General features: G+C 75.8%; 18 protein-coding genes, 2 tRNA genes and 1 pseudogene. 17 read left to right on the top strand and 4 right to left on the bottom strand.

Annotated features, from left to right (window positions below):
* Positions 1–12 precede the first annotated feature (12 nt).
* The 5 genes and pseudogenes from gltX to VG869_10775 all read left to right on the top strand — a co-directional run bounded on the left by gltX (position 13) and on the right by VG869_10775 (position 2,762).
* On the top strand, positions 13–1,437 hold the full coding sequence (gltX, locus tag VG869_10795) for a glutamate--tRNA ligase (GenBank protein HEV3451681.1): 1,425 nt from the start codon (positions 13–15) through the stop codon (positions 1,435–1,437).
* Between the two features lie 76 nt (positions 1,438–1,513).
* Positions 1,514–1,585: transfer RNA gene (locus tag VG869_10790), tRNA-Gln, on the top strand.
* Positions 1,586–1,591: 6 nt separating this feature from the next.
* Positions 1,592–1,667: transfer RNA gene (locus VG869_10785), tRNA-Glu, on the top strand.
* Positions 1,668–2,048: 381 nt separating this feature from the next.
* A pseudogene (locus tag VG869_10780) lies at positions 2,049–2,336 on the top strand (HU family DNA-binding protein).
* 51 nt (positions 2,337–2,387) lie between these two features.
* Entirely contained in the window at positions 2,388–2,762 is a 375-nt protein-coding gene (locus tag VG869_10775; protein ID HEV3451680.1) for a histone-like protein 2, read from the top strand.
* 59 nt (positions 2,763–2,821) lie between these two features.
* On the opposite strand, the gene VG869_10770 is transcribed toward VG869_10775, so the two are convergent.
* Together VG869_10770 and VG869_10765 are read right to left on the bottom strand one after the other, a co-directional pair.
* A complete protein-coding gene (locus VG869_10770; protein HEV3451679.1) occupies positions 2,822–3,538 on the bottom strand; it encodes a PIG-L family deacetylase in 717 nt (238 codons plus the stop codon).
* Complete coding sequence (locus VG869_10765) at positions 3,535–4,134, bottom strand: hypothetical protein (GenBank protein ID HEV3451678.1); 600 nt, start codon at positions 4,132–4,134, stop codon at positions 3,535–3,537. The genes VG869_10770 and VG869_10765 overlap by 4 nt, the downstream gene beginning before the upstream one ends.
* 22 nt (positions 4,135–4,156) lie before the next feature.
* Between VG869_10765 and VG869_10760 the strand changes: the two genes are divergently transcribed.
* The 4 genes from VG869_10760 to VG869_10745 are packed head-to-tail and all read left to right on the top strand — an operon-like array spanning position 4,157 to position 8,146.
* Complete coding sequence (locus tag VG869_10760; protein ID HEV3451677.1) at positions 4,157–4,876, top strand: lysophospholipid acyltransferase family protein; 720 nt, start codon at positions 4,157–4,159, stop codon at positions 4,874–4,876.
* The gene (locus VG869_10755; protein HEV3451676.1) at positions 4,873–5,886 is read left to right on the top strand and encodes an NAD(P)H-dependent glycerol-3-phosphate dehydrogenase; all 1,014 of its coding nucleotides are present in this window, start codon (positions 4,873–4,875) and stop codon (positions 5,884–5,886) included. Before VG869_10760 ends, VG869_10755 begins: the two co-directional genes overlap by 4 nt.
* Positions 5,883–7,058: a hypothetical protein gene (locus tag VG869_10750; protein ID HEV3451675.1), complete on the top strand. Its 1,176-nt coding sequence runs from the start codon at positions 5,883–5,885 to the stop codon at positions 7,056–7,058. Before VG869_10755 ends, VG869_10750 begins: the two co-directional genes overlap by 4 nt.
* Complete coding sequence (locus VG869_10745; protein ID HEV3451674.1) at positions 7,055–8,146, top strand: adenylate cyclase regulatory domain-containing protein; 1,092 nt, start codon at positions 7,055–7,057, stop codon at positions 8,144–8,146. Before VG869_10750 ends, VG869_10745 begins: the two co-directional genes overlap by 4 nt.
* On the opposite strand, the gene VG869_10740 is transcribed toward VG869_10745, so the two are convergent.
* Complete coding sequence (locus tag VG869_10740) at positions 8,136–10,916, bottom strand: glycoside hydrolase family 38 C-terminal domain-containing protein (GenBank protein HEV3451673.1); 2,781 nt, start codon at positions 10,914–10,916, stop codon at positions 8,136–8,138. The two genes, VG869_10745 and VG869_10740, sit on opposite strands and share 11 nt — an antisense overlap.
* 49 nt (positions 10,917–10,965) lie before the next feature.
* Between VG869_10740 and VG869_10735 the strand changes: the two genes are divergently transcribed.
* From VG869_10735 to VG869_10725, 3 genes are read left to right on the top strand one after another with little or no spacing between them, the layout of a single operon-like run.
* Complete coding sequence (locus VG869_10735) at positions 10,966–11,613, top strand: HAD-IB family phosphatase (GenBank protein HEV3451672.1); 648 nt, start codon at positions 10,966–10,968, stop codon at positions 11,611–11,613.
* Between the two features lie 9 nt (positions 11,614–11,622).
* Positions 11,623–12,042: an RpiB/LacA/LacB family sugar-phosphate isomerase gene (locus tag VG869_10730; protein HEV3451671.1), complete on the top strand. Its 420-nt coding sequence runs from the start codon at positions 11,623–11,625 to the stop codon at positions 12,040–12,042.
* 55 nt (positions 12,043–12,097) lie between these two features.
* Complete coding sequence (locus VG869_10725; GenBank protein HEV3451670.1) at positions 12,098–12,391, top strand: GYD domain-containing protein; 294 nt, start codon at positions 12,098–12,100, stop codon at positions 12,389–12,391.
* 4 nt (positions 12,392–12,395) lie between these two features.
* Here VG869_10725 and VG869_10720 read toward each other — a convergent pair whose 3' ends face one another.
* A complete protein-coding gene (locus VG869_10720; GenBank protein HEV3451669.1) occupies positions 12,396–12,605 on the bottom strand; it encodes a hypothetical protein in 210 nt (69 codons plus the stop codon).
* A 79-nt stretch (positions 12,606–12,684) separates the two neighbouring features.
* Here VG869_10720 and VG869_10715 point away from each other — a divergent pair, with 79 nt between their 5' ends.
* From VG869_10715 to VG869_10695, 5 genes are all read left to right on the top strand, one after another.
* The gene (locus VG869_10715; protein HEV3451668.1) at positions 12,685–13,341 is read left to right on the top strand and encodes a ribonuclease HII; all 657 of its coding nucleotides are present in this window, start codon (positions 12,685–12,687) and stop codon (positions 13,339–13,341) included.
* Positions 13,342–13,392: 51 nt separating this feature from the next.
* Positions 13,393–13,761 (top strand): hypothetical protein, encoded by a 369-nt coding sequence (locus tag VG869_10710; GenBank protein HEV3451667.1) that lies wholly within the window; start codon positions 13,393–13,395, stop codon positions 13,759–13,761.
* Complete coding sequence (locus VG869_10705; protein HEV3451666.1) at positions 13,758–14,522, top strand: class I SAM-dependent methyltransferase; 765 nt, start codon at positions 13,758–13,760, stop codon at positions 14,520–14,522. Before VG869_10710 ends, VG869_10705 begins: the two co-directional genes overlap by 4 nt.
* 96 nt (positions 14,523–14,618) lie before the next feature.
* Positions 14,619–15,266, top strand: coding sequence for a hypothetical protein (locus tag VG869_10700; protein ID HEV3451665.1), 648 nt, complete (start codon positions 14,619–14,621; stop codon positions 15,264–15,266).
* On the top strand, positions 15,250–16,845 hold the full coding sequence (locus tag VG869_10695; protein HEV3451664.1) for a DNA polymerase Y family protein: 1,596 nt from the start codon (positions 15,250–15,252) through the stop codon (positions 16,843–16,845). The genes VG869_10700 and VG869_10695 overlap by 17 nt, the downstream gene beginning before the upstream one ends.
* The last annotated feature ends 38 nt before the right edge of the window (positions 16,846–16,883 follow it).

Here is a 16,883-nt window from a genome sequence, read left to right as displayed (position 1 = left end):
CAGAATGGCGCCATGACCGCGCCCGTGAGGGTGCGCTTCTCGCCCGCCCCCACGGGGTTCCTCCACGTCGGGTCGGCGCGCACCGCCCTCTTCAACTGGCTCTTCGCCCGCCACCACCGCGGGTCGTTCGTCCTGCGCATCGAGGACACCGACCAGTCCCGGTCCCGCACGGAGTGGATCACGGGCATCGTGGAGGCGCTGGGCTGGCTCGGCGTCGACTGGGACGGCAACGTCGTCCGCCAGAGCCAGCGGTTCAGCGAGTATCGGGCCGCGGCCGAGCAGCTGCTCGACGAGGGCTCCGCGTACGAGTGCTTCTGCACCCCCGAGGAGATCGCCGCCCGCAACGAGGCGGCACGCGCCGCCGGCGGAAGCCCCGGGTACGACGGCCGCTGCCGCGACCTCTCGTCGGCCGAGCGGACGGCGCGGGCCCGGGAGGGACGGCCCCGAACCCTGCGCTTCCGCACGCCGGACACGGGCGCGAGCTCCTTCGTGGACCTCGTGCGGGGCGAGGTGCGGGTGGACTGGGCCACCATCGCCGACTTCGTAATCGTGCGATCGGACGAGACGCCGCTGTTCTTCCTCGCCAACGCCGTCGACGATCTCGAAATGGCGATCACCCACGTCATCCGGGGCGAGGACCTGCTCGACTCGACCCACCGGGTCCTGGCCCTCCGGGCCGCCCTCGACCCCGGGGCGCCCCCGGCCTACGCGCACCTGCCGCTCATCGTCGGGCCCGACCGAGCCAAGCTCGGGAAGCGGCACGGCGCGGTGGCGCTCGAGGAGCTGCGCGACGCGGGGTATCTGCCGCAGGCGGTGCGGAACTACCTCGCCCTGCTCGGCTGGGCGCCGAGCGACGGTCGCGAGGTCCTCGACACCGAGGAGCTCATCCGGGACTTCGAGCTCGCCGACGTCACCCGAGCGGCGGCCGCCTTCGACCACGAGAAGCTCGACTGGATGAACGGGGAGTGGATGCGGCGACTCACCGTGCGGGAGCTCGAGGCCGCGACGGTTCCCTTCGCGACGGCGCGCTACGGCGCCGGCCTCGACCTCGACCGGCTGCGGGCGGCGCTGGAGCTGGGTCAGGAGCGGGCGACGACGATCGAGCGGCTGCTCGACCAGGCCGACTTCCTGTTCCTCGACGACGAGGAGTTCGCGATCGACCCCGAGTCCTGGGACCGGCTCGTGACGACCGACCGGGTCGACGAGGTGCTCGCCGCCGTCGAGCAGTACCTGGTCGAGCACGACTGGGACACGCCGGTCGACCTGCGTCCGAGCCTCGAGGCGCTCGGTCTCAACGTCCGCAAGACGATGCCGGCGGTGTACGCCGCGATCGAGGGCCGCCACGCGGGACTGCCGCTCTACGACTCGATCCGGCTCCTCGGACGTGACCGCGCCCTCCGCCGCGTCCGCCGAGCCCGGGACCTCCTCGCGCGCTGACGCTCGCGCGCTGCCCCGCGCGGCTCCCGCCTCGCCGGCGTCGTCGCGAGGTCGACCCGCTAGGCTGACCGCACCTTCGGGGGTGGTGTAATCGGCAACACAACAGGTTCTGGCCCTGTCGTTGGGGGTTCGAGTCCTCCCCCCCGAGCCCAACGGCCCCGTCGTCTAGTGGCCTAGGACGCCGCCCTCTCAAGGCGGAAACGGCAGTTCGAATCTGCTCGGGGCTGCCATCCACGGCCCGCAGCGTCGTCTCGACGTTGCGGGCCGAGCATCGTCCGGGGCGGCTCGCTCGGCTCCCCGACCACGTCGCGCGTCGCGGGTGCTCGCGTCGCGGTCGTCGCGGTCGTCGCGGAGACGTTCGCCGAGCGTCGAGCGCGGGGCCGAAAAACGGCGGAAATCCACCACTTTGCGGGCCGAATCCATTACGGTCAACGTGCGCGTCAAACAGCAGATGCGCGTCTCGCAGTGCTCTGCACGCGAGCGACGGAGGGACGACCACCACAACGCACGCGGGGAGAGCGTCGCAGGGAGCGCGTCGGGCGGCTGTCGCAGCCCGAAATGCTTGACACTGCACCTGTTATGCGTTCGACTTTCTTGAAGCACGCCGGACTCCTGGAGGAAGCGTGAACAAGTCAGAGCTCATCGACAAGGTCGCCGGGCAGGCGGGCCTCACGAAGTCCGACGCGGAGAGGGCGGTCAACGCGTTCATCGGCGTCGTCGAGGGCGCCGTCGCAACGGGCGACAAGGTCACCGTGCCGGGATTCGGGGCATGGTCCCGCACGCAACGCGCGGCCCGGACCGGGCGCAACCCCCGGACCGGAGAGCCGGTGCAGATCCCGGCTTCGAAGGCCGTCAAGTTCTCAGTGGGTGCCGATTTCAAGAAGAAGGTGAACAGCTGAGACCGAGCCCGACACGATCGGCCTCGGAGCCAAACCGTCAGAGAAAGGTAGGTGACCGTGCCTCCGGCCAAGAGACGCACACGGAAGACTGCTAAGAAGACCGCCGCTCGCAAGCCCGCGAAGCGTCGTACCGCCAAGAAGTCGGCCGCCCGCAAGCCGGCGGCGCGCAAGACGACTCGTCGTCGCCGGAAGTCGACGGCGAAGAAGGCTGCGCCGGTCAAGCGGCGTCGCAAGAAGGCTGCGGCCAAGAAGGCTCCGGCCAAGCGGCGTCGGCGGAAGTCGACGGCGAAGAAGGCGGCTCCGGTCAAGCGGCGTCGCAAGAAGGCTGCGGCCAAGAAGGCTCCGGCCAAGCGGCGTCGGCGGAAGGCGCCGTCCACCAACTCGGCGCCGGCCAAGCGGCGTCGGCGTCGGCGGGTGTCCCGCTAGCCCCGCCCCACCCGGTCGAGGGGGCCCCTCGGGGCCCCCTCGGCGCGTCCGGGCTCGCGTCAGAGCGGCTCGAGACGCTTGAAGCCCTCCGCCAGCTCGAGGCCCCACGGGGCCCCGACCGTCGCGGCCTCGTCCCGGATCCGGGCCGCGAAGGCCTCACGCTGCGCCGCCTCGTCGGGACCGCCGGCTTCGATGCCCATCGTCGAGCGCCACTGGCTGCGGTGGGCGAGGAGGGCCGCCACCTTGGCCGCCAGGCCGGGTCCGGCGTCCTCGACGTGGTCCAGGACCTCGGCCTCGAAGAGCAGCAGCCTCGTCGGTCGGTGCGCGGCGCCTCGGTCGGGGAAGAAGTGCGGGTCACGGGCGGCGACGACGGCGTCCAGCAGCAGCCGGCCGGCGTGGCGGTGGTCGGGGTGGAGGCGGTAGCGCTTCCACGGGTCGTGGCCGAGGACGGTCTCGGGGCGCAGCCGCCGGATCACCCCACAGAGCGCGGCCCGCTCGGCCCGGCCGGCCTCGAGCTCGCCGTCCACGAAGTCGAGGAACTCGACCGTCGCCGCGCCGAGCGTGCGCGCCGCCGCGTCCTGCTCGTGACGGCGCCGAGTCACCAGGTCGTCGACGTCGTCGCCGGCGTCCCAGCTCCCCTTCGAGCCGTCGGTGAGCACGAGCAGGTGGACCTCGGAGCCGGCGGCGGCCCATCGGGCCAGCGTGGCGCCGCAGCCGAACTCGACGTCGTCGGGGTGGGCGCCGACCGCCAGGGCCCGGGCGGGGACGTCGGTCACGCCCGGGTCAGCGCGTCGAGCGCGGCCAGGTCCTCCGGCAGGTCCACGTCGAAGGCCAGCTCCGGGTCTCGCACCACACGAACCGCCAGGCCGAGCCGGCGCGCCTCGGCGGCGTGGCGCCGGAACGAGCCCGGCCCGTACCCGAACCGGAAGTCCGTCCCCACGGGCAGCGACAGGACGTTCGTGCCGTCGTCGCGGTGACAGGGGACGAGGGCGACGACGGGACGCACGCCGTCGGCGGCCAGCCGCTCGAAGGAGCGCGCCCGCGCCAGGTCGCCGTGGACCACGAGCACCCGGTCGACGCCGGCCGCGCCCATGCGCTGGTACCCGAGGGCGGCGGCGGCGTCGAGCGATCCCGGGTCGTCGAGGACGGCGCAGTGCCGGTCGACCGCCCACGCCCGCACCTCGGGAGCGCTCGTGACGACCACCATCGGGTAGAGCGCCGCCGCGCCCGCGACCCGGTCGGCGAGGCGACGGCCGAGCGCGGCCCGCGCCTCGTCGCCGAGCTCCGGCGCGAGACGCGCCTTGCCGAGCAGGAAGGACCGGATCGGGAGCACCACACCGGCGCGCGCTGAGCGGCCAGAGTTGCGGCGCATGGGGCTGCCTATGCTACCGGCCGTGGAGCCGGTCTACGGTGCCTTGCGCAACGCGCTGGTGGTGCCGACCCGCCTGGCGCTGCGCTGGACGATCGAAGGCGCGCACCGAATCCCCGTGCGTGGACCGGTGATCCTCGCCAGCAACCACGTGTCCTACCTCGACGCGCTCGTCCTTGGCTACCTCGCCGACCGCCGTCACCGGCGGCTGCGGTTCCTCGCCAAGCGGGAGCTGTTCGAGAAGCCGGTGATGGGCGCGGTGCTGCGCCGGGCTCACCAGATCCCGGTGGCGCGCGACAGCGCCGCCGCGGCCGGGTCGCTCGACGCCGCAGTCGCGGCGCTCCGAGCGGGGGAGTGCGTCTGCGTCTTCCCCGAGGGGACGATCTCGCTCGACTTGGAGCCGATGGCCGGCAAGACCGGCACCGCCCGCCTGGCCGCGGCCACCGGGGTGCCGGTGACGCCGGTCGGTCTCTGGGGCGCGCAGCGGATCCTCTTCAAGGGCCGCAAGCCCCGGTGGCGCTGGGGGGTGGCCGAGGTGGTCGTCGTCGGCGACCCCGTGCGGGTGGCGGCGGACGACGACATCCGCGAGGCGACCGACCGGATCATGGACGCCATCGCCGCCGCCGTCGCCCGGGCGCGCGCGCTGTACCCGCAGCGTCCGGCCCCGGGCGAAGGGGCGTGGTGGGTCCGCCGACCCGAGACCGCGGTGCGGCGCCTCGACGCCTCGGGGTCGACGCCGTCGTGAGCGACCGGGTCGCGGTCGTCGGTGCCGGCTCCTGGGGCACGGCGGTGGCGGCGCTCCTGGCGCCGACCGCGGACGTGGTGCTCTGGGCCCGCGACCCGGCGCTCGCCGAGCGCATCGACCGCGAGCACGAGAACCCGACGTACCTGCCGGGCCTGGTGCTGCCCGATTCCCTGCGCGCCGTCGCCGACCTGCGCCAAGCCTGCGAGTACGGCGAGGTCGTCGTGCTCGCGGTCCCGTCCCACGGGCTGCGGGCGGTGCTCGAGGACGCCGCGCCGGCGGTCGCGGCCGACGTCCCGGTGATCAGCCTCGCCAAGGGCGTCGAGCAGGGGTCGCTGCTGCGCATGACGGAGGTCGTCGCGGCCACGCTGCCGGGGCACCGCGGCGACCGCATCGGGGTGCTCACGGGGCCGAACCTGGCGCGCGAGGTCGCCGAGGGCCAGCCCACGGCGTCGGTGGTGGCGGTCGAGGACCCCGGCACCGCCGAGTGGCTCCAGCAGGTCTTCATGACCACGACGTTCCGGGTGTACACGAACCCCGACGTCACCGGGTGCGAGATCGCCGGCGCCCTGAAGAACGTGATCGCAATCGCCGCCGGCATCGCGGCCGGCCTCGGCTACGGGGACAACACGAAGGCCGCGCTCATCACGCGCGGCCTCGCCGAGCTGGCCCGGCTCGGCGTCGCCCTCGGCGGCGAGTCGCTCACGTTCTCGGGCCTGGCGGGGATGGGCGACCTGGTCGCGACGTGCACGAGCCCGAAGAGCCGCAACCGGCACGTCGGCGTCGAGCTCGGCCGGGGCCGGTCGCTCGACGAGATCGTCGCCGAGACGAACATGGTGGCCGAAGGGGTGAAGAGCACCGGCGCGGTGCTCGAGCTCGCGGCGCGGCACGGGATCGACATGCCGATCGCGGCGATGGTCGGCGCGGTGCTCTACGAGGGCCGTCGCCCCGCCGACCTCGTGCCCACGCTCATGCTGCGCGAGGCGAAAGCCGAGCTGCACGGCATCCGGTGACCGGCACCACGATCGGGACGGTCGGATCGGCCCGACAGGCCTCGGTCGACGAGCACGGCGGCGTCGCTCCCCTCGACGTGCCGTGGACCCTCGACTGGTCGATCGGCGCCGACGACCGCTGGCACGATCCTGCCTGCGAGCCCTCGACGCGCCAGTCCCTCGTCGACGCGGTGCCGGTGGTGCGCACCGCCGTGCGGGTCCCCGGCGGCGACGCCGTCCAGCACGCCTACGCCGTCGGCGGCGCCGACCTCGCAGTCCTCGACGTCGCCAACGAGTCGCCGGCGCCCTTCGCGCTCGCGTTCGTCGTGCGGGGGGCCCACCGCCTCGCCGTCGACGGCGGCACCGTCCTCGTCGACGGCCGACCCGCGCTCACGACGCCGCGGGCGCCGTCCCGCTGGGTGGCGACCAGCGACGGCACCACCGAGGAGCGGCTGCGAGCCGGCCGCGCCGACGGCGGTCCGTTCGTCCCCCGGCACGACCGGGCCGGGCGCCTCGTCGCCGCCTTCGTGCACCCGGTCGCGCACCGCACCTCGCTGCGGGCGGCGCTGACCCTCGCCGACGCCGACGCGGGCCCGCCCCGGCGCCCGCTGCCGTCACCGGCCGAGGCGGCGCGGGGCTGGCTGACCCATCTCGAACGGGGCCTGCAAGCCGAGCTGCCCGACGCCGCCCTCACGCGCTCGCTCCGAGCCGCCCGCGCCGCCACGCTGCTGGGCGCGGCGCGGGCGCCCGTCGACCCCCTCGTCGCCGCCGCGCTCGAGGACTGGGGCTTCGACGCCGAGGCGGCGGCGGCGTGGGCCGGCCTGGGCTGGCGGGGCCGCCGGGTCGCCCGGCGCCGGCCGGCGCCGCCGGCGCGGTGGTCCGACGTCGTCGCCGACCGGCCCGGCCCGCGGCTGCTCCTGGCCGCCCGCTCCCTGCTCGCCCACGAGACCAACCACGGCACCGTCACCCTCCTCGCCGACCTGCCGCCGGCGTGGCACGGCCACGACCTCGCCGTCCACGGCGCGCCGACCCGGCGCGGCCCCCTCTCCTACGCGGTGCGCTGGCACGGGCCCCGCCCGGTGCTGTTCTGGGACGGCCCCGCCGGGACGCGCCTGCGCGCCCCGGGGCTGGACCCGACGTGGACGACCGAGGCGGCGGCGGGCGACGCGCTGCTCCCGGCCCGGGTGGCGTGACCGACGCCGCCGAGCTCGAGACGCTCGGCCTCTACGACCCCGACGCCCCGGGCGCGGCGGAGCGGCTCAGCCTGTTGCGGCTCGCCCTCGAGCACGGCGCCAGCGTCGACGAGATCCGCAGCGCGATCGAGGGCGCCCGGCTGCACGCCCTCGCGGCCGAGCGCGTGATGCTCGACCGGCCCCCGCGGCTCACCCTGGCCGACGCGGCCCGCGCCGCCGGAGTAGCGCCGGACCTCGCGGCCCGGGTCTGGCGGGCGCTCGGCTTCGCCCTCCCGGCCGCCGACGAGGCCGTGTGCACCGACGCCGACGTCGACACGCTCGCCTTCTTCGCGTTCGTGGCCGACGCCCTCGGCGTCGACGGGGCGGTGTCGCAGGCCCGGGTGACCGGCGCGGCGCTGTCGCGGCTCGCCGACTCCTCGATCCAGCTCGTGCGCACCGGCGTCGAGGCCCCCCTCCGCCAGTCCGGGGCCGGGAACGTCGACATCGCGAGCCGGTTCGTCGACCTGGCGTCGTCGGTCGTGCCCCGCATCTACCCGATGTTCGAATCCGTGCACCGACGGCATCTCGTCGAGGCGGCCCGCCGCTACGCCCTCTGGGGCGTGAGCCCCTCCGAGGCCAGCACCACCGACGCCGTCATCGGCTTCGCCGACCTCGTCGGCTACAGCGCCTTGAACGAGCGGCTCTCCACCCGCGAGCTCGACGCGCTGGTCGCGAGCTTCGAGCAGCGCGTGCTCGACGCCGTCGCCGGACCCGGCGCTCGCCTCGTGAAACTGATCGGCGACGAGGCGATGTTCGTCGCGGGCACGGCCGCCGACGCGGCCGCGGTCGCCGGTCAGCTCCTCGCCGCCACCGAGCTGCCCACCATGCGGATCGGGCTCGCCGGCGGCACCGTGCTCGCCCGCGAGGGCGACCTCTTCGGCCCCGTCGTCAACCTGGCGGCGCGCCTCGAACGCCTCGCCGAGCCGGGGCAGGTGCTCCTCGACGCCGACACCGCGCGCGGGCTCGATCCGGGACGGGTCGAGGCGCGCGGGCGGCACACCGTGGCCGGCTTCGCGGAGCCGGTGGCGGTGTTCGCGCTCACCCGCTGAGCCGCAGCGTCGCGATCCCCCACGGACGCAGCGAGATCCCGCCCTCGAAGGGCTCGAGCGGTCGTCCGAGCAGGTCGACCACGTAGCCGCGGGCCGGCGCGCCGTCGTGCTCCACCGTGACCTCCGAGCGGGACGGCGAAGGGTTGAAGACCCGCACCGAGAGGAGCGCGGCCTCGCGGGCGACGGCCGAGACCTCGGCGCCGTCCACCCGCAGCGCCGCGCCGGTCGCGGCCTCGACCCCGGTCGTCGTCCCGACGCGCGCCCGCTCGAGCGGCACGAGGAACTCGGCCGCGGCGGCGTACAGGTCGGCGGCGGCCCAGTCGCCCCGGTGGGGCAGCAGCGCGTACTCGGCGACCTGGCGGCCCTGCAGCTGGGGACCCTCGAGCGGGTCCAGCGGGCCGGCCGGGTTGGGACGCAGCGCGGGCTCGACGCGCGACAGGTACCCCGTCGCGCGCAGCAGCGTGAGCGCGAGCTCCCGTCCGTCCTCGACGACCTCGTACTCGAGGAGGCCGTCGTGGAGCACGCCGAGGCCGACCTCGCCGTCCGAGACGTCCACGAAGCGGCGCGACACGAACGTCGGCAGCCCGGCCTCGTGCGGCCCGCCCTCGGCGGTGAGGCCCCGACGGACCACCGCGAAGGCGCACTCGGCGTCCGAGCCCGTCACCGTCACCGGCAGCGGGAAGTGGGCTCGCAGTCGGTGGTCGCGAGCCCGGTTCTCGACCGTCACCCGCACCCGCAGGAACCGCTCGCCGACCCGCAGCTCGAGACGGGTGCGCACCTCGCCGGTCACGGTCTGGACCTGGCGGCGCTCGCAGGCGCGCCGGTCACCGACCGCGCCCACCGGCCACCGGTAGGCTGCGCTGACCTCGAGCGCGGCCCGCACCGGCCCCCGCTCGACCACCGCTACCGATACCGTGGCCGGCCGGTCGACGACCTGGTCGACGGTCGGCGGCGAGTAGTTGTACGTGTCCCCGCCGTCTCCGCCGTCGACGAGCCGGTTCAGGCCCTCCATGCGGACCCCGTCTCGGGTCTCGATCGTGAGCCGGCCGTCGTCGGGGTCGACGGCCACGGTCAGGTGCTCGTTCTCGAGCCGGGTGCCGGCGGCGCGCACGGCGGTCGCGGGCCCGTCGCCCCCGACCGCCCGGTAGGTGCGCCAGCCGAACCCGGGCACCGAGTCGGCGGCGAAGACGATCCCGCGCGTCGGTGCCAGCTGCTGCTTGAAGCGGATCGTGGCGCCGGCCTCGGCGAGGGCCAGTAGCTCCTCGCGCGTGGGCTCGAGGTCGATCGCCGGCTCGCCCGGACGCGCGGCGCGGAACGTGTACTCCCAGTCGTCCGGGGCGAGCTCGACCCGGGTCACCTCGGCGATCGTCGCGGCCGCGAACTCGGAGCCGCGCAGGAGCTCGAGGACCCAGCGCACCTTCTGGCCCGTCACGACGGTCTGGAAGCCCTCGGTCCCGAGCTCCCAGGTGACCTGGGTCGCGCACGGCGTGCCGTCGTCGGCCTCGAGGTGCATCGGGCCGGCGCCAGGCACGACCCCTTCGACGAGCCCGCCGCGCGCGGACCGGGTGGGGTTCACGACGAGGGTGGCGCCGGCGGGGGCGGCCACCCGCCCCGCGAGCGCGTGGAGGGCGTCGCGGACCAGGGCGTCGCCGACCTGGCGGGCCTCGTGGTAGCGGACGAGGACGGCGTCGACGACCTCGTCGTGGCTGCAGGCGCACGAGGAGTCGTGGGCGCTGTTCAGCACCAGCTGCCGCCAGCCGATCTCGAGGAGCGCCGCCGGGTAGTCCCGGGCGGGCCGCAGCAGCGCCGACAGCGGCTCGGCCCGCAGCTCCAGCGCCCGCTCGGCGACGGCGCAGGCCCGATGGACGTCGACGCGGTTCGACGCCACGCCCATCAGCACGCTGGCGCGGGCCCCCGAGCGGAGCTCGCCCGGCCACGTCGCCAGGCCGGCGGTGGGCTGGGTCGGCAGGTACTCCGGGAGCGACGTGACGACGAACCGGTAGTCGTCCTGGATGGCGTTGGCCTCGGCGACGACGCGACCGAGCCAGGGCTGCGGGAGCTGATGGTCGGTGCCGTTCATGAGCAGGAGCGCGCCGTCGGGCAGGCGAGCGTCCCCGAGCTCGAGCTCGTAGCCGTGGGCGCGCCCCACGAGGGCCTTGGCGTCCTCCGGCAGGTCGCGGCCGTTCGAGTACGAGCCGTAGAGGTACTCGGCCCGGACCCGGGAGCCGTCCGGCGCCTCCCACCAGAACGCCGTCCTCGTGACCGCGGCGGGGACGCCCCGCCACACCACCGCGTGCTCGAAGCCGGCCTGGGCGAGCAGCTGCGGCATCTGGGCCACGTGCCCGAACATGTCGGGCAGGTACCCCACGCGCATGCCGCCCCCGAGCTCGGCGGCGCGGGCCATCCCGAGCTGGAGGTCGCGCACGAGCGTCTCGCCCGAGACCATGAACTCGTCCATGAGGATCATCCACGGGCCGACCTGGAGGCGACCGCTGGCGGCGAGCCGGCCGAGCGGCGCCGCCGCCTCGGGGCGGACGGCGAGGTAGTCGTCGAGCACCGCGGTCTGGCCGTCGAGCAGGAAGCGCGCGTACGAGAGGTCCCGCTCGAGGAGCGGGAGCAGCGCGTCGAGCAGCGCCACGAGCCGGACCCGGAACACCTGGAACGGCAGGTACCACTCACGGTCCCAGTGGGTGTGCGGCACGATGGCGACCGTCGTCGGGCCCGGCGCGCGGCGCTCGGTCACCGAGCTGGGGGCGCGGGGCGAGGCCATCGGCGCAGCCTACGAGGGCGGCCGACCACGACCCGCGTAGCATCGTCCGATGCCGAGCCTGTCGCTCGACCTCCCGCGGACGTCGGTGTTCCTGGACTTCGACGGGACCGTCACCGAGCGCGACGTCGGCCAGCACCTCCTCGACCGCTTCGCCGGCGACGAGTGGCTGACGCTGCGCGACGAGTACCGGGCGGGGACGATCGGGAGCCGCGAGTGCCTCGTCGGCCAGTGGGACCTCCTCCACGCCGACGAGACGACGCTCCGGGCCGCCGCCGGTGACGTGCCGCTCGACCCCGGGTTCGAGGGGCTCGTCGCCGCGCTGCGGGACGCCGGCGCCGAGCTGGTCGTGGTCTCGGACGGGTTCGGCTTCCGGGCCGAGGAGGTCTGCGCCGCCGCCGGCGTCCGGGTGCTCACGAACCACGTCGACTGGGCCGCCCGCCGCCTCGAGTTCCCGCACGAGGACCGCTGCTGCCCGTGCTCGACGTGCGGGGTCTGCAAGCAGGCGCCGATCAAGGAGGCCCGCCACGCCGGGCGGACGACGGTGCTCGTCGGCGACGGGACGAGCGACCGCAAGGCGGCGCTGCTCGCCGACCTCGTGTTCGCGAAGGGTCGCCTGGCCCAGTGGTGCGCGCTGCAGGAGGTGCCCCACCGCCGCTTCGCGACGCTCGCCGACGTGCACGCCGCGCTGCTGTCGTAACCTGCCCGCATGCGCGTGGCGATCGGCTCCGACGAGCAGACGCCGCTGACCGAGGCCGTCGTCGAGGATGTCGCGCGTCGCGGTCACGAGCTCGTGCTCGTCGGTCCGCCCGCCGGCGAGGCCAAGGCGTGGGCCGAGGTCGGCCACGACGTCGGCCAGCTCGTGGCCTCCGGGACCTGCGACACCGCGGTGCTCTTCTGCTGGACCGGGACCGGCGCGTCGATCGCCGCCAACAAGGTGCGCGGCGTCCGCGCCGCGCTCTGCACCGACGCCGCCACGGCCGCGGGGGCTCGTCGCTGGAACGACGCCAACGTGGTGGTGATGGGCCTGCGGCTCACGAGCCCCGAGGTGGCGCGCGAGGTGCTCGACGCCTGGTTCACCGCCGAGCCCGACGCCTCCGAGGCCGACAACATCGCCCGCCTCGAGTGACGGCGGCCCTCGGCCGTCCTCGCTCCCTCGGGGCGCGCGCTCTACGCTCCCCGCCGTGGGGACCTACGTGATGCTGACGACGCTTGGGCCGGACGGCTGGGCCACCGTGCGCGAGAACCCGGACCGCATCCGGGAGGTGACCGAGGAGGTCGAGTCGATGGGGCTGCGGGTCGTCGCCCAGTACGCCCTGATGGGGCAGTGGGACTTCCTGAACATCATCGAGGCCCCCGACGAGGCGACCCTCGCCACCGCGGCGATCACGCTCGCGGCGCGGGGCACGATGCGCACGATGACGCTCCAGGCGGTGCCCGTCGATCAGCTGGTGGCGCGGCTCCGCCAGGGCGGCTGAGCGGTCAGATCCACCACATGGAGCGGCCCCGGTGCTCCTCGCGGACCTCGTCGTCCACGAAGAGGGCCGGGAGCACGGCGCCGTCCGAGCGGCGGCGCACCCGGTACTGGGCCGGGTGGTCGCTGGCCTCGTCGACGATGGCGTCCACCTCGAAGCCTCGGGCCCATCGACGGTCGTAGCGAGAGCGGACCTCGATCCGCGTGCCGGGCTGCATCCGGGAGCATGCTACCGAGGCGAGATGACGCCTCGGAACCGGAGGTGTTGCGCGTGGGTGAACGGATAGGTTCCCGTTGGTGACGTTCCCGACCCTCCGCCTCGAACGGCGCTGCTGGCAGGCGGGGGACCGGGTCGTCGTCGGCGTCGACGAGGTCGGCCGCGGGGCGTGGGCGGGCCCGGTCACCGTGGGCGCCGTCGTCTCGGCGCCGGAGCACCTCCGCGGCATCCGCGACTCGAAGCTGCTGACCCGTCCCGAGCGGCAGCGGGCGGCCAGCGCCGTCCGCGGGTGGGCGCTGGCGATCGGCGTCGGCCACGCCTCGTACGAGGAGTGCGACGCGCTCGGGATGACGATGGCGTTGCGCGTCGCCGGGCGCCGAGCCCTCGCCGAGCTCTCGGCCCAGGGCTACGAGCCCGACCGCATCATCCTCGACGGCAACTACGACTACCTGGCCGGCGGCGACCGGGTGACGACGGTCGTGCGGGGCGACGTGTCGGTGCTCGCCGTCGCCGCCGCGTCCTGCGTCGCGAAGGTGACGCGCGACGCCATCATGATGGACGAGGCCGAGCACTACCCGCCGTACGACTTCGAGTCGAACGTGGGCTACCCGGCGCCCGCGCACCAGTGCGCGCTGCGCGGCTACGGCCCGAGCGCCATCCACCGCCGCTCGTGGATCTTCATGGACGGCCTGTGCTGGCGCGGCGTCCCGCCGCCGCCGGGTCGCCTCTTCGTGTGAGCGACCGCGCTCGGCGCCCCGTCCGTCGTTCCGACCTCTAGAGTCGCCGGCGTGGGCCAGGACATCACGGTGACGGCGCGGCGTGGGGCGTCCCCCGCGGTGATGATCTTCGACTGCAACCGCTCGATCACCGGCATGGCCATCGAGCGGTACACGACGGTCGACGACACCAGCGGGGCGCGACCCCCCGACGTCCTCGCCCGCCGGCTCTTCGACCTCGGCGCCACCCGCGTGACCGTGTACTCGAGCGCGGTGACGGTCGAGGCGCCGCCGGACCGGTGGGGCGAGCTCGAGGGTCAGGTGGAGCACGCCATCCGCCACCTCTTCGGCTACTACGGCGACGAGGCGGGCTGGTCGCCGGACGCGCTGCGCGCCATCGGCGTCGAGCCGGTGACGCCCCCCGAGCCCGCCGCCGAGTGACCGGCCCGCTGCGCCGGGCGTGGGACGAGGAGGCCGAGGCGTGGGCGGTCTGGGCTCGCGCCCCCGGCCACGACGCCTTCTGGCACCACACCCTCCCCGAGCTGGCCGCGCTCCTGCCGGCCGCCGGCTCGCTCACGCTCGATCTCGGCTCGGGTGAAGGGCGGCTGGCGCGGGAGCTGCGCGCCGCCGGCCACCGCGTGCTCGGGCTCGACAGCTCCCCGACGATGGCGCGCCTGGCCGCGACGCACGACGAGCCGACCGACGCCGTCGTGGCGGACCTGGCCCGCCTCCCGCTGCGCGCCGGGTCGGCCGACCTCGCCGTCGCCTGCCTGTCGCTCCAGGACGTCGATGACCTCGGCGGCGCCGTGCGCGAGACCGCCCGAGTCCTCCGCGCCGGCGGCCGATTCGTGCTGGCGCTCGTGCACCCCATCAACTCGGCGGGCCGGTTCGCCGACCCGTCGCCGGACGCCCCGTTCGTGATCACGGGCTCGTACTTGGCGACGTTCCCGTACGCGGATCGCGCCGAGCGGGCCGGCCTGGCGATGACGTTCCACTCGATGCACCGACCCCTCGAGTCCTACACCCGAGAGCTCGAAGCGAGCGGCTTCGTCATCGAGGCGCTCCGCGAGCCGTGCTGGCTCGACGCCGGCGGCGCCACGCGCTCGGAAGGGTGGCATCGGATCCCGATGCTGTGCCTCCTGAGCGCCGTGAAGCGGCTGCCCGCGCCGGCGGCCGCGCCGTGGGCTCGGGGGTCGGGGTGACGACGCGCACGCGGTGACGAGCCGCGGGTGTCGCCCCCGCCGGGACGCCTCACCCCCGCTCTTGCCTATCGAACGTATGTTCGCTAGACCGGGGGGATGAGGCTGGCTGCGCTCCCGTCCCGGGACCCCGTCGCCCGAGCCCGTCTGACCGAGGTCCACCAGCGGACCCGCCCCGTCGTGCCGGCCTGGGCGCGGACCCTGCCCGTGCCCGGCCCGCTCGGCCGGCTCCTGCCGGAGGTCGTGCGGGGGTCGGTCGTGGTGGTGGAGGGAGGGGTGGGGACGGGGGCGACCTCGGCGGCCCTGTCGCTGTGCGCGGCGGCGACCAGCGTCGGGGAGTGGGCGGCGGTCGTCGACCTCGACGGCACGCTCGGCGGCGAGGCGGTCGCCGCCGCCGGGGTCGCCCTCGAACGGTTCGCCGTGGCCCGGCGGGTTCCCCCCGACCGCTGGGCCGCGGCGGTCGCCGTGCTGCTCGACGGCGTGAGCGTGGCGGTGGCCGAGGTGCCGCGGCACCTCCGACCGGGCGACGCCCACCGCCTCGCGGCCCGGGCCCGCGAGCGGGGGGTCGTCCTGGTGCCCCTCGCCGCGCCGCGGAGCCCGTGGCCGGCCAGCGCGACCCAGCGGGTCCACGTCGAAGGGGGCCCGTGGTCGGGTCTCGGCGGCGGCGGCGGTCTCCTCGCCACCCGGCCGCCCCGGGTGCGGCTCGTCACCGGCACGCGGGAACAGGCCGGTGTCCTCGCCGGCTGAACGGACCCTCTGCGTCTGGTGCCCGGACTGGCCCGTCGTCGTGGCCCGCCGGGCGGTCCCGGCGCGGGCGGGCCAGCCGGTCGCGGTCGTCGAGCCCGGCGCCCACGGGACGCTCGTGCGCGCCGCGTCGAGCGAGGCGCGCCGTGACGGGGTCCGACGCGGGCTGCGCCGCCGCGAGGCGGAGGCCCGCTGTCCGGGCCTCGTCGTGCTCGACGCCGACCCCGCGGTCGAGGCGCGCGCCTTCGAGGTGGTCGCCCGCGCCGTCGAGGCGGTCACCCCGGGGCTGGTGCTCGAGCAGCCGGGGGTGCTGACGTTCCCCACCCGCGGGCCCGCCCGCTACTTCGGCGGCGACGCCGGCTTGGGTCGACGCGTCGGGGCCGCCCTGACCGAGATCGGCCTCGCCGAGGCGAGGGTCGGGGTCGCCGACGGCCGGTTCGCGGCGCGGCTGGCGGCCCGACGCGCCCGCCCCGGCGACGCCCACGTCGTCGCGCCGGGCGACACCCCCTCCTTCCTCGCCTCCTGGCCGGTCGACGTGCTCGACGACGCCGAGGGCCTGCCCGAGCTCCTCACCCGCCTCGGCCTGGAGCGCCTCGGGGACTTCGCGGCCCTGCCCGGCTCGGCCGTGCTCGCCCGCTTCGGGCCCGCCGGGGTCCGCGCCCACCGGCTGGCCCGCGGCCTCGGCGAGCACGCGGTGCGCCCGGCCCCGGCGCCGCCCGAGCTCGTCGAGACCTGGGAGTTCGACCCGCCGGCCACCCGGGTCGAGGAGGTCGCCTTCGTCGCCAAGGGCCTCGCCGACCGGCTGCTCGACCGGCTGGCGGCGCGAGGCCTCACCTGCACCCAGGTCGTCGTCGACGCCGAGACCGAGCACGGCGAGCGGCTCTCGCGCTGCTGGCGCCACGAGGGCGCGCTCACCGCCACCGGCCTCGCCACCCGGGTGCGCTGGCAGCTCGACGGGTGGCTCACCCGCGGCGGCGAGGCCGCCGAGGACGACGCCACCGGGGGCCTCACCCTCGTGCGCCTGGTCCCCGACCAGGTCGTGGCGGCGACCGGGCGCCAGCTCGGCTTCTGGGGCGGCGACGCCGCCGCCGGCGACCGGGCCGACCGGGCCCTGGCCCGCCTCCAGGCGATGGTGGGACCGAGCGCGGTCGTCACCGTCCTGCCCCGCGGCGGACGCATCCCGAGCGAGCGGACGGGCTGGGTGCCGTGGGGCGAGGCCCGCGACGGCGACCCGGGACCGGAGGCCCCGACCTGGCCCGGCGCGGTGCCCGGGCCGCCGCCGGCCCGCGTCTTCGAGTCCCGGCTCCCGGTCGCGCTGCTCGACGCCGACGGGGAGCCCGTGCTGGTGTCGGGACGGGGCGAGGCCTCGGCGGCGCCGGCCCGCCTCGTGGGCGACCCGCTCGGGGTCGCCGACGTCGTGGCCTGGGCCGGGCCCTGGCCCCAGGACGTCTGCTGGTGGGACCGGGTCAGTCGTCGCCGCCGGGCGCTCTGGCAGGTCGTGGCGCGCACCGAGGTGACCGACGTCGCCTGCCTCGTCGTGGTGGAGGGGGGACGGGCCGGGATCGAGGCGATCTACGACTGACCCCCGAGGTCGATCGCCACCGCCAGGGCGCGCGCCCG

Source organism: Acidimicrobiia bacterium (genome assembly GCA_035948415.1).
Lineage (GTDB): Bacteria > Actinomycetota > Acidimicrobiia > IMCC26256 > PALSA-555 > PALSA-555.
The sequence above is the reverse complement of the archived record's forward strand: the minus strand, read 5'-3'. Positions and strand labels throughout refer to the sequence as shown.

Excerpts from the sequence above, each read along its gene's own strand:
- gltX (HEV3451681.1), top strand. The coding sequence starts at position 13 with ATGACCGCGCCCGTGAGGGTGCGCTTCTCGCCCGCCCCCACGGGGTTC.
- VG869_10730 (HEV3451671.1), top strand. The coding sequence starts at position 11,623 with ATGCGCGTGGCGATCGGCTCCGACGAGCAGACGCCGCTGACCGAGGCC.
- VG869_10740 (HEV3451673.1), bottom strand. The coding sequence starts at position 10,916 with ATGGCCTCGCCCCGCGCCCCCAGCTCGGTGACCGAGCGCCGCGCGCCG.
- VG869_10700 (HEV3451665.1), top strand. The coding sequence starts at position 14,619 with ATGAGGCTGGCTGCGCTCCCGTCCCGGGACCCCGTCGCCCGAGCCCGT.
- VG869_10765 (HEV3451678.1), bottom strand. The coding sequence starts at position 4,134 with ATGCGCCGCAACTCTGGCCGCTCAGCGCGCGCCGGTGTGGTGCTCCCG.
- VG869_10720 (HEV3451669.1), bottom strand. The coding sequence starts at position 12,605 with ATGCAGCCCGGCACGCGGATCGAGGTCCGCTCTCGCTACGACCGTCGA.
- VG869_10735 (HEV3451672.1), top strand. The coding sequence starts at position 10,966 with ATGCCGAGCCTGTCGCTCGACCTCCCGCGGACGTCGGTGTTCCTGGAC.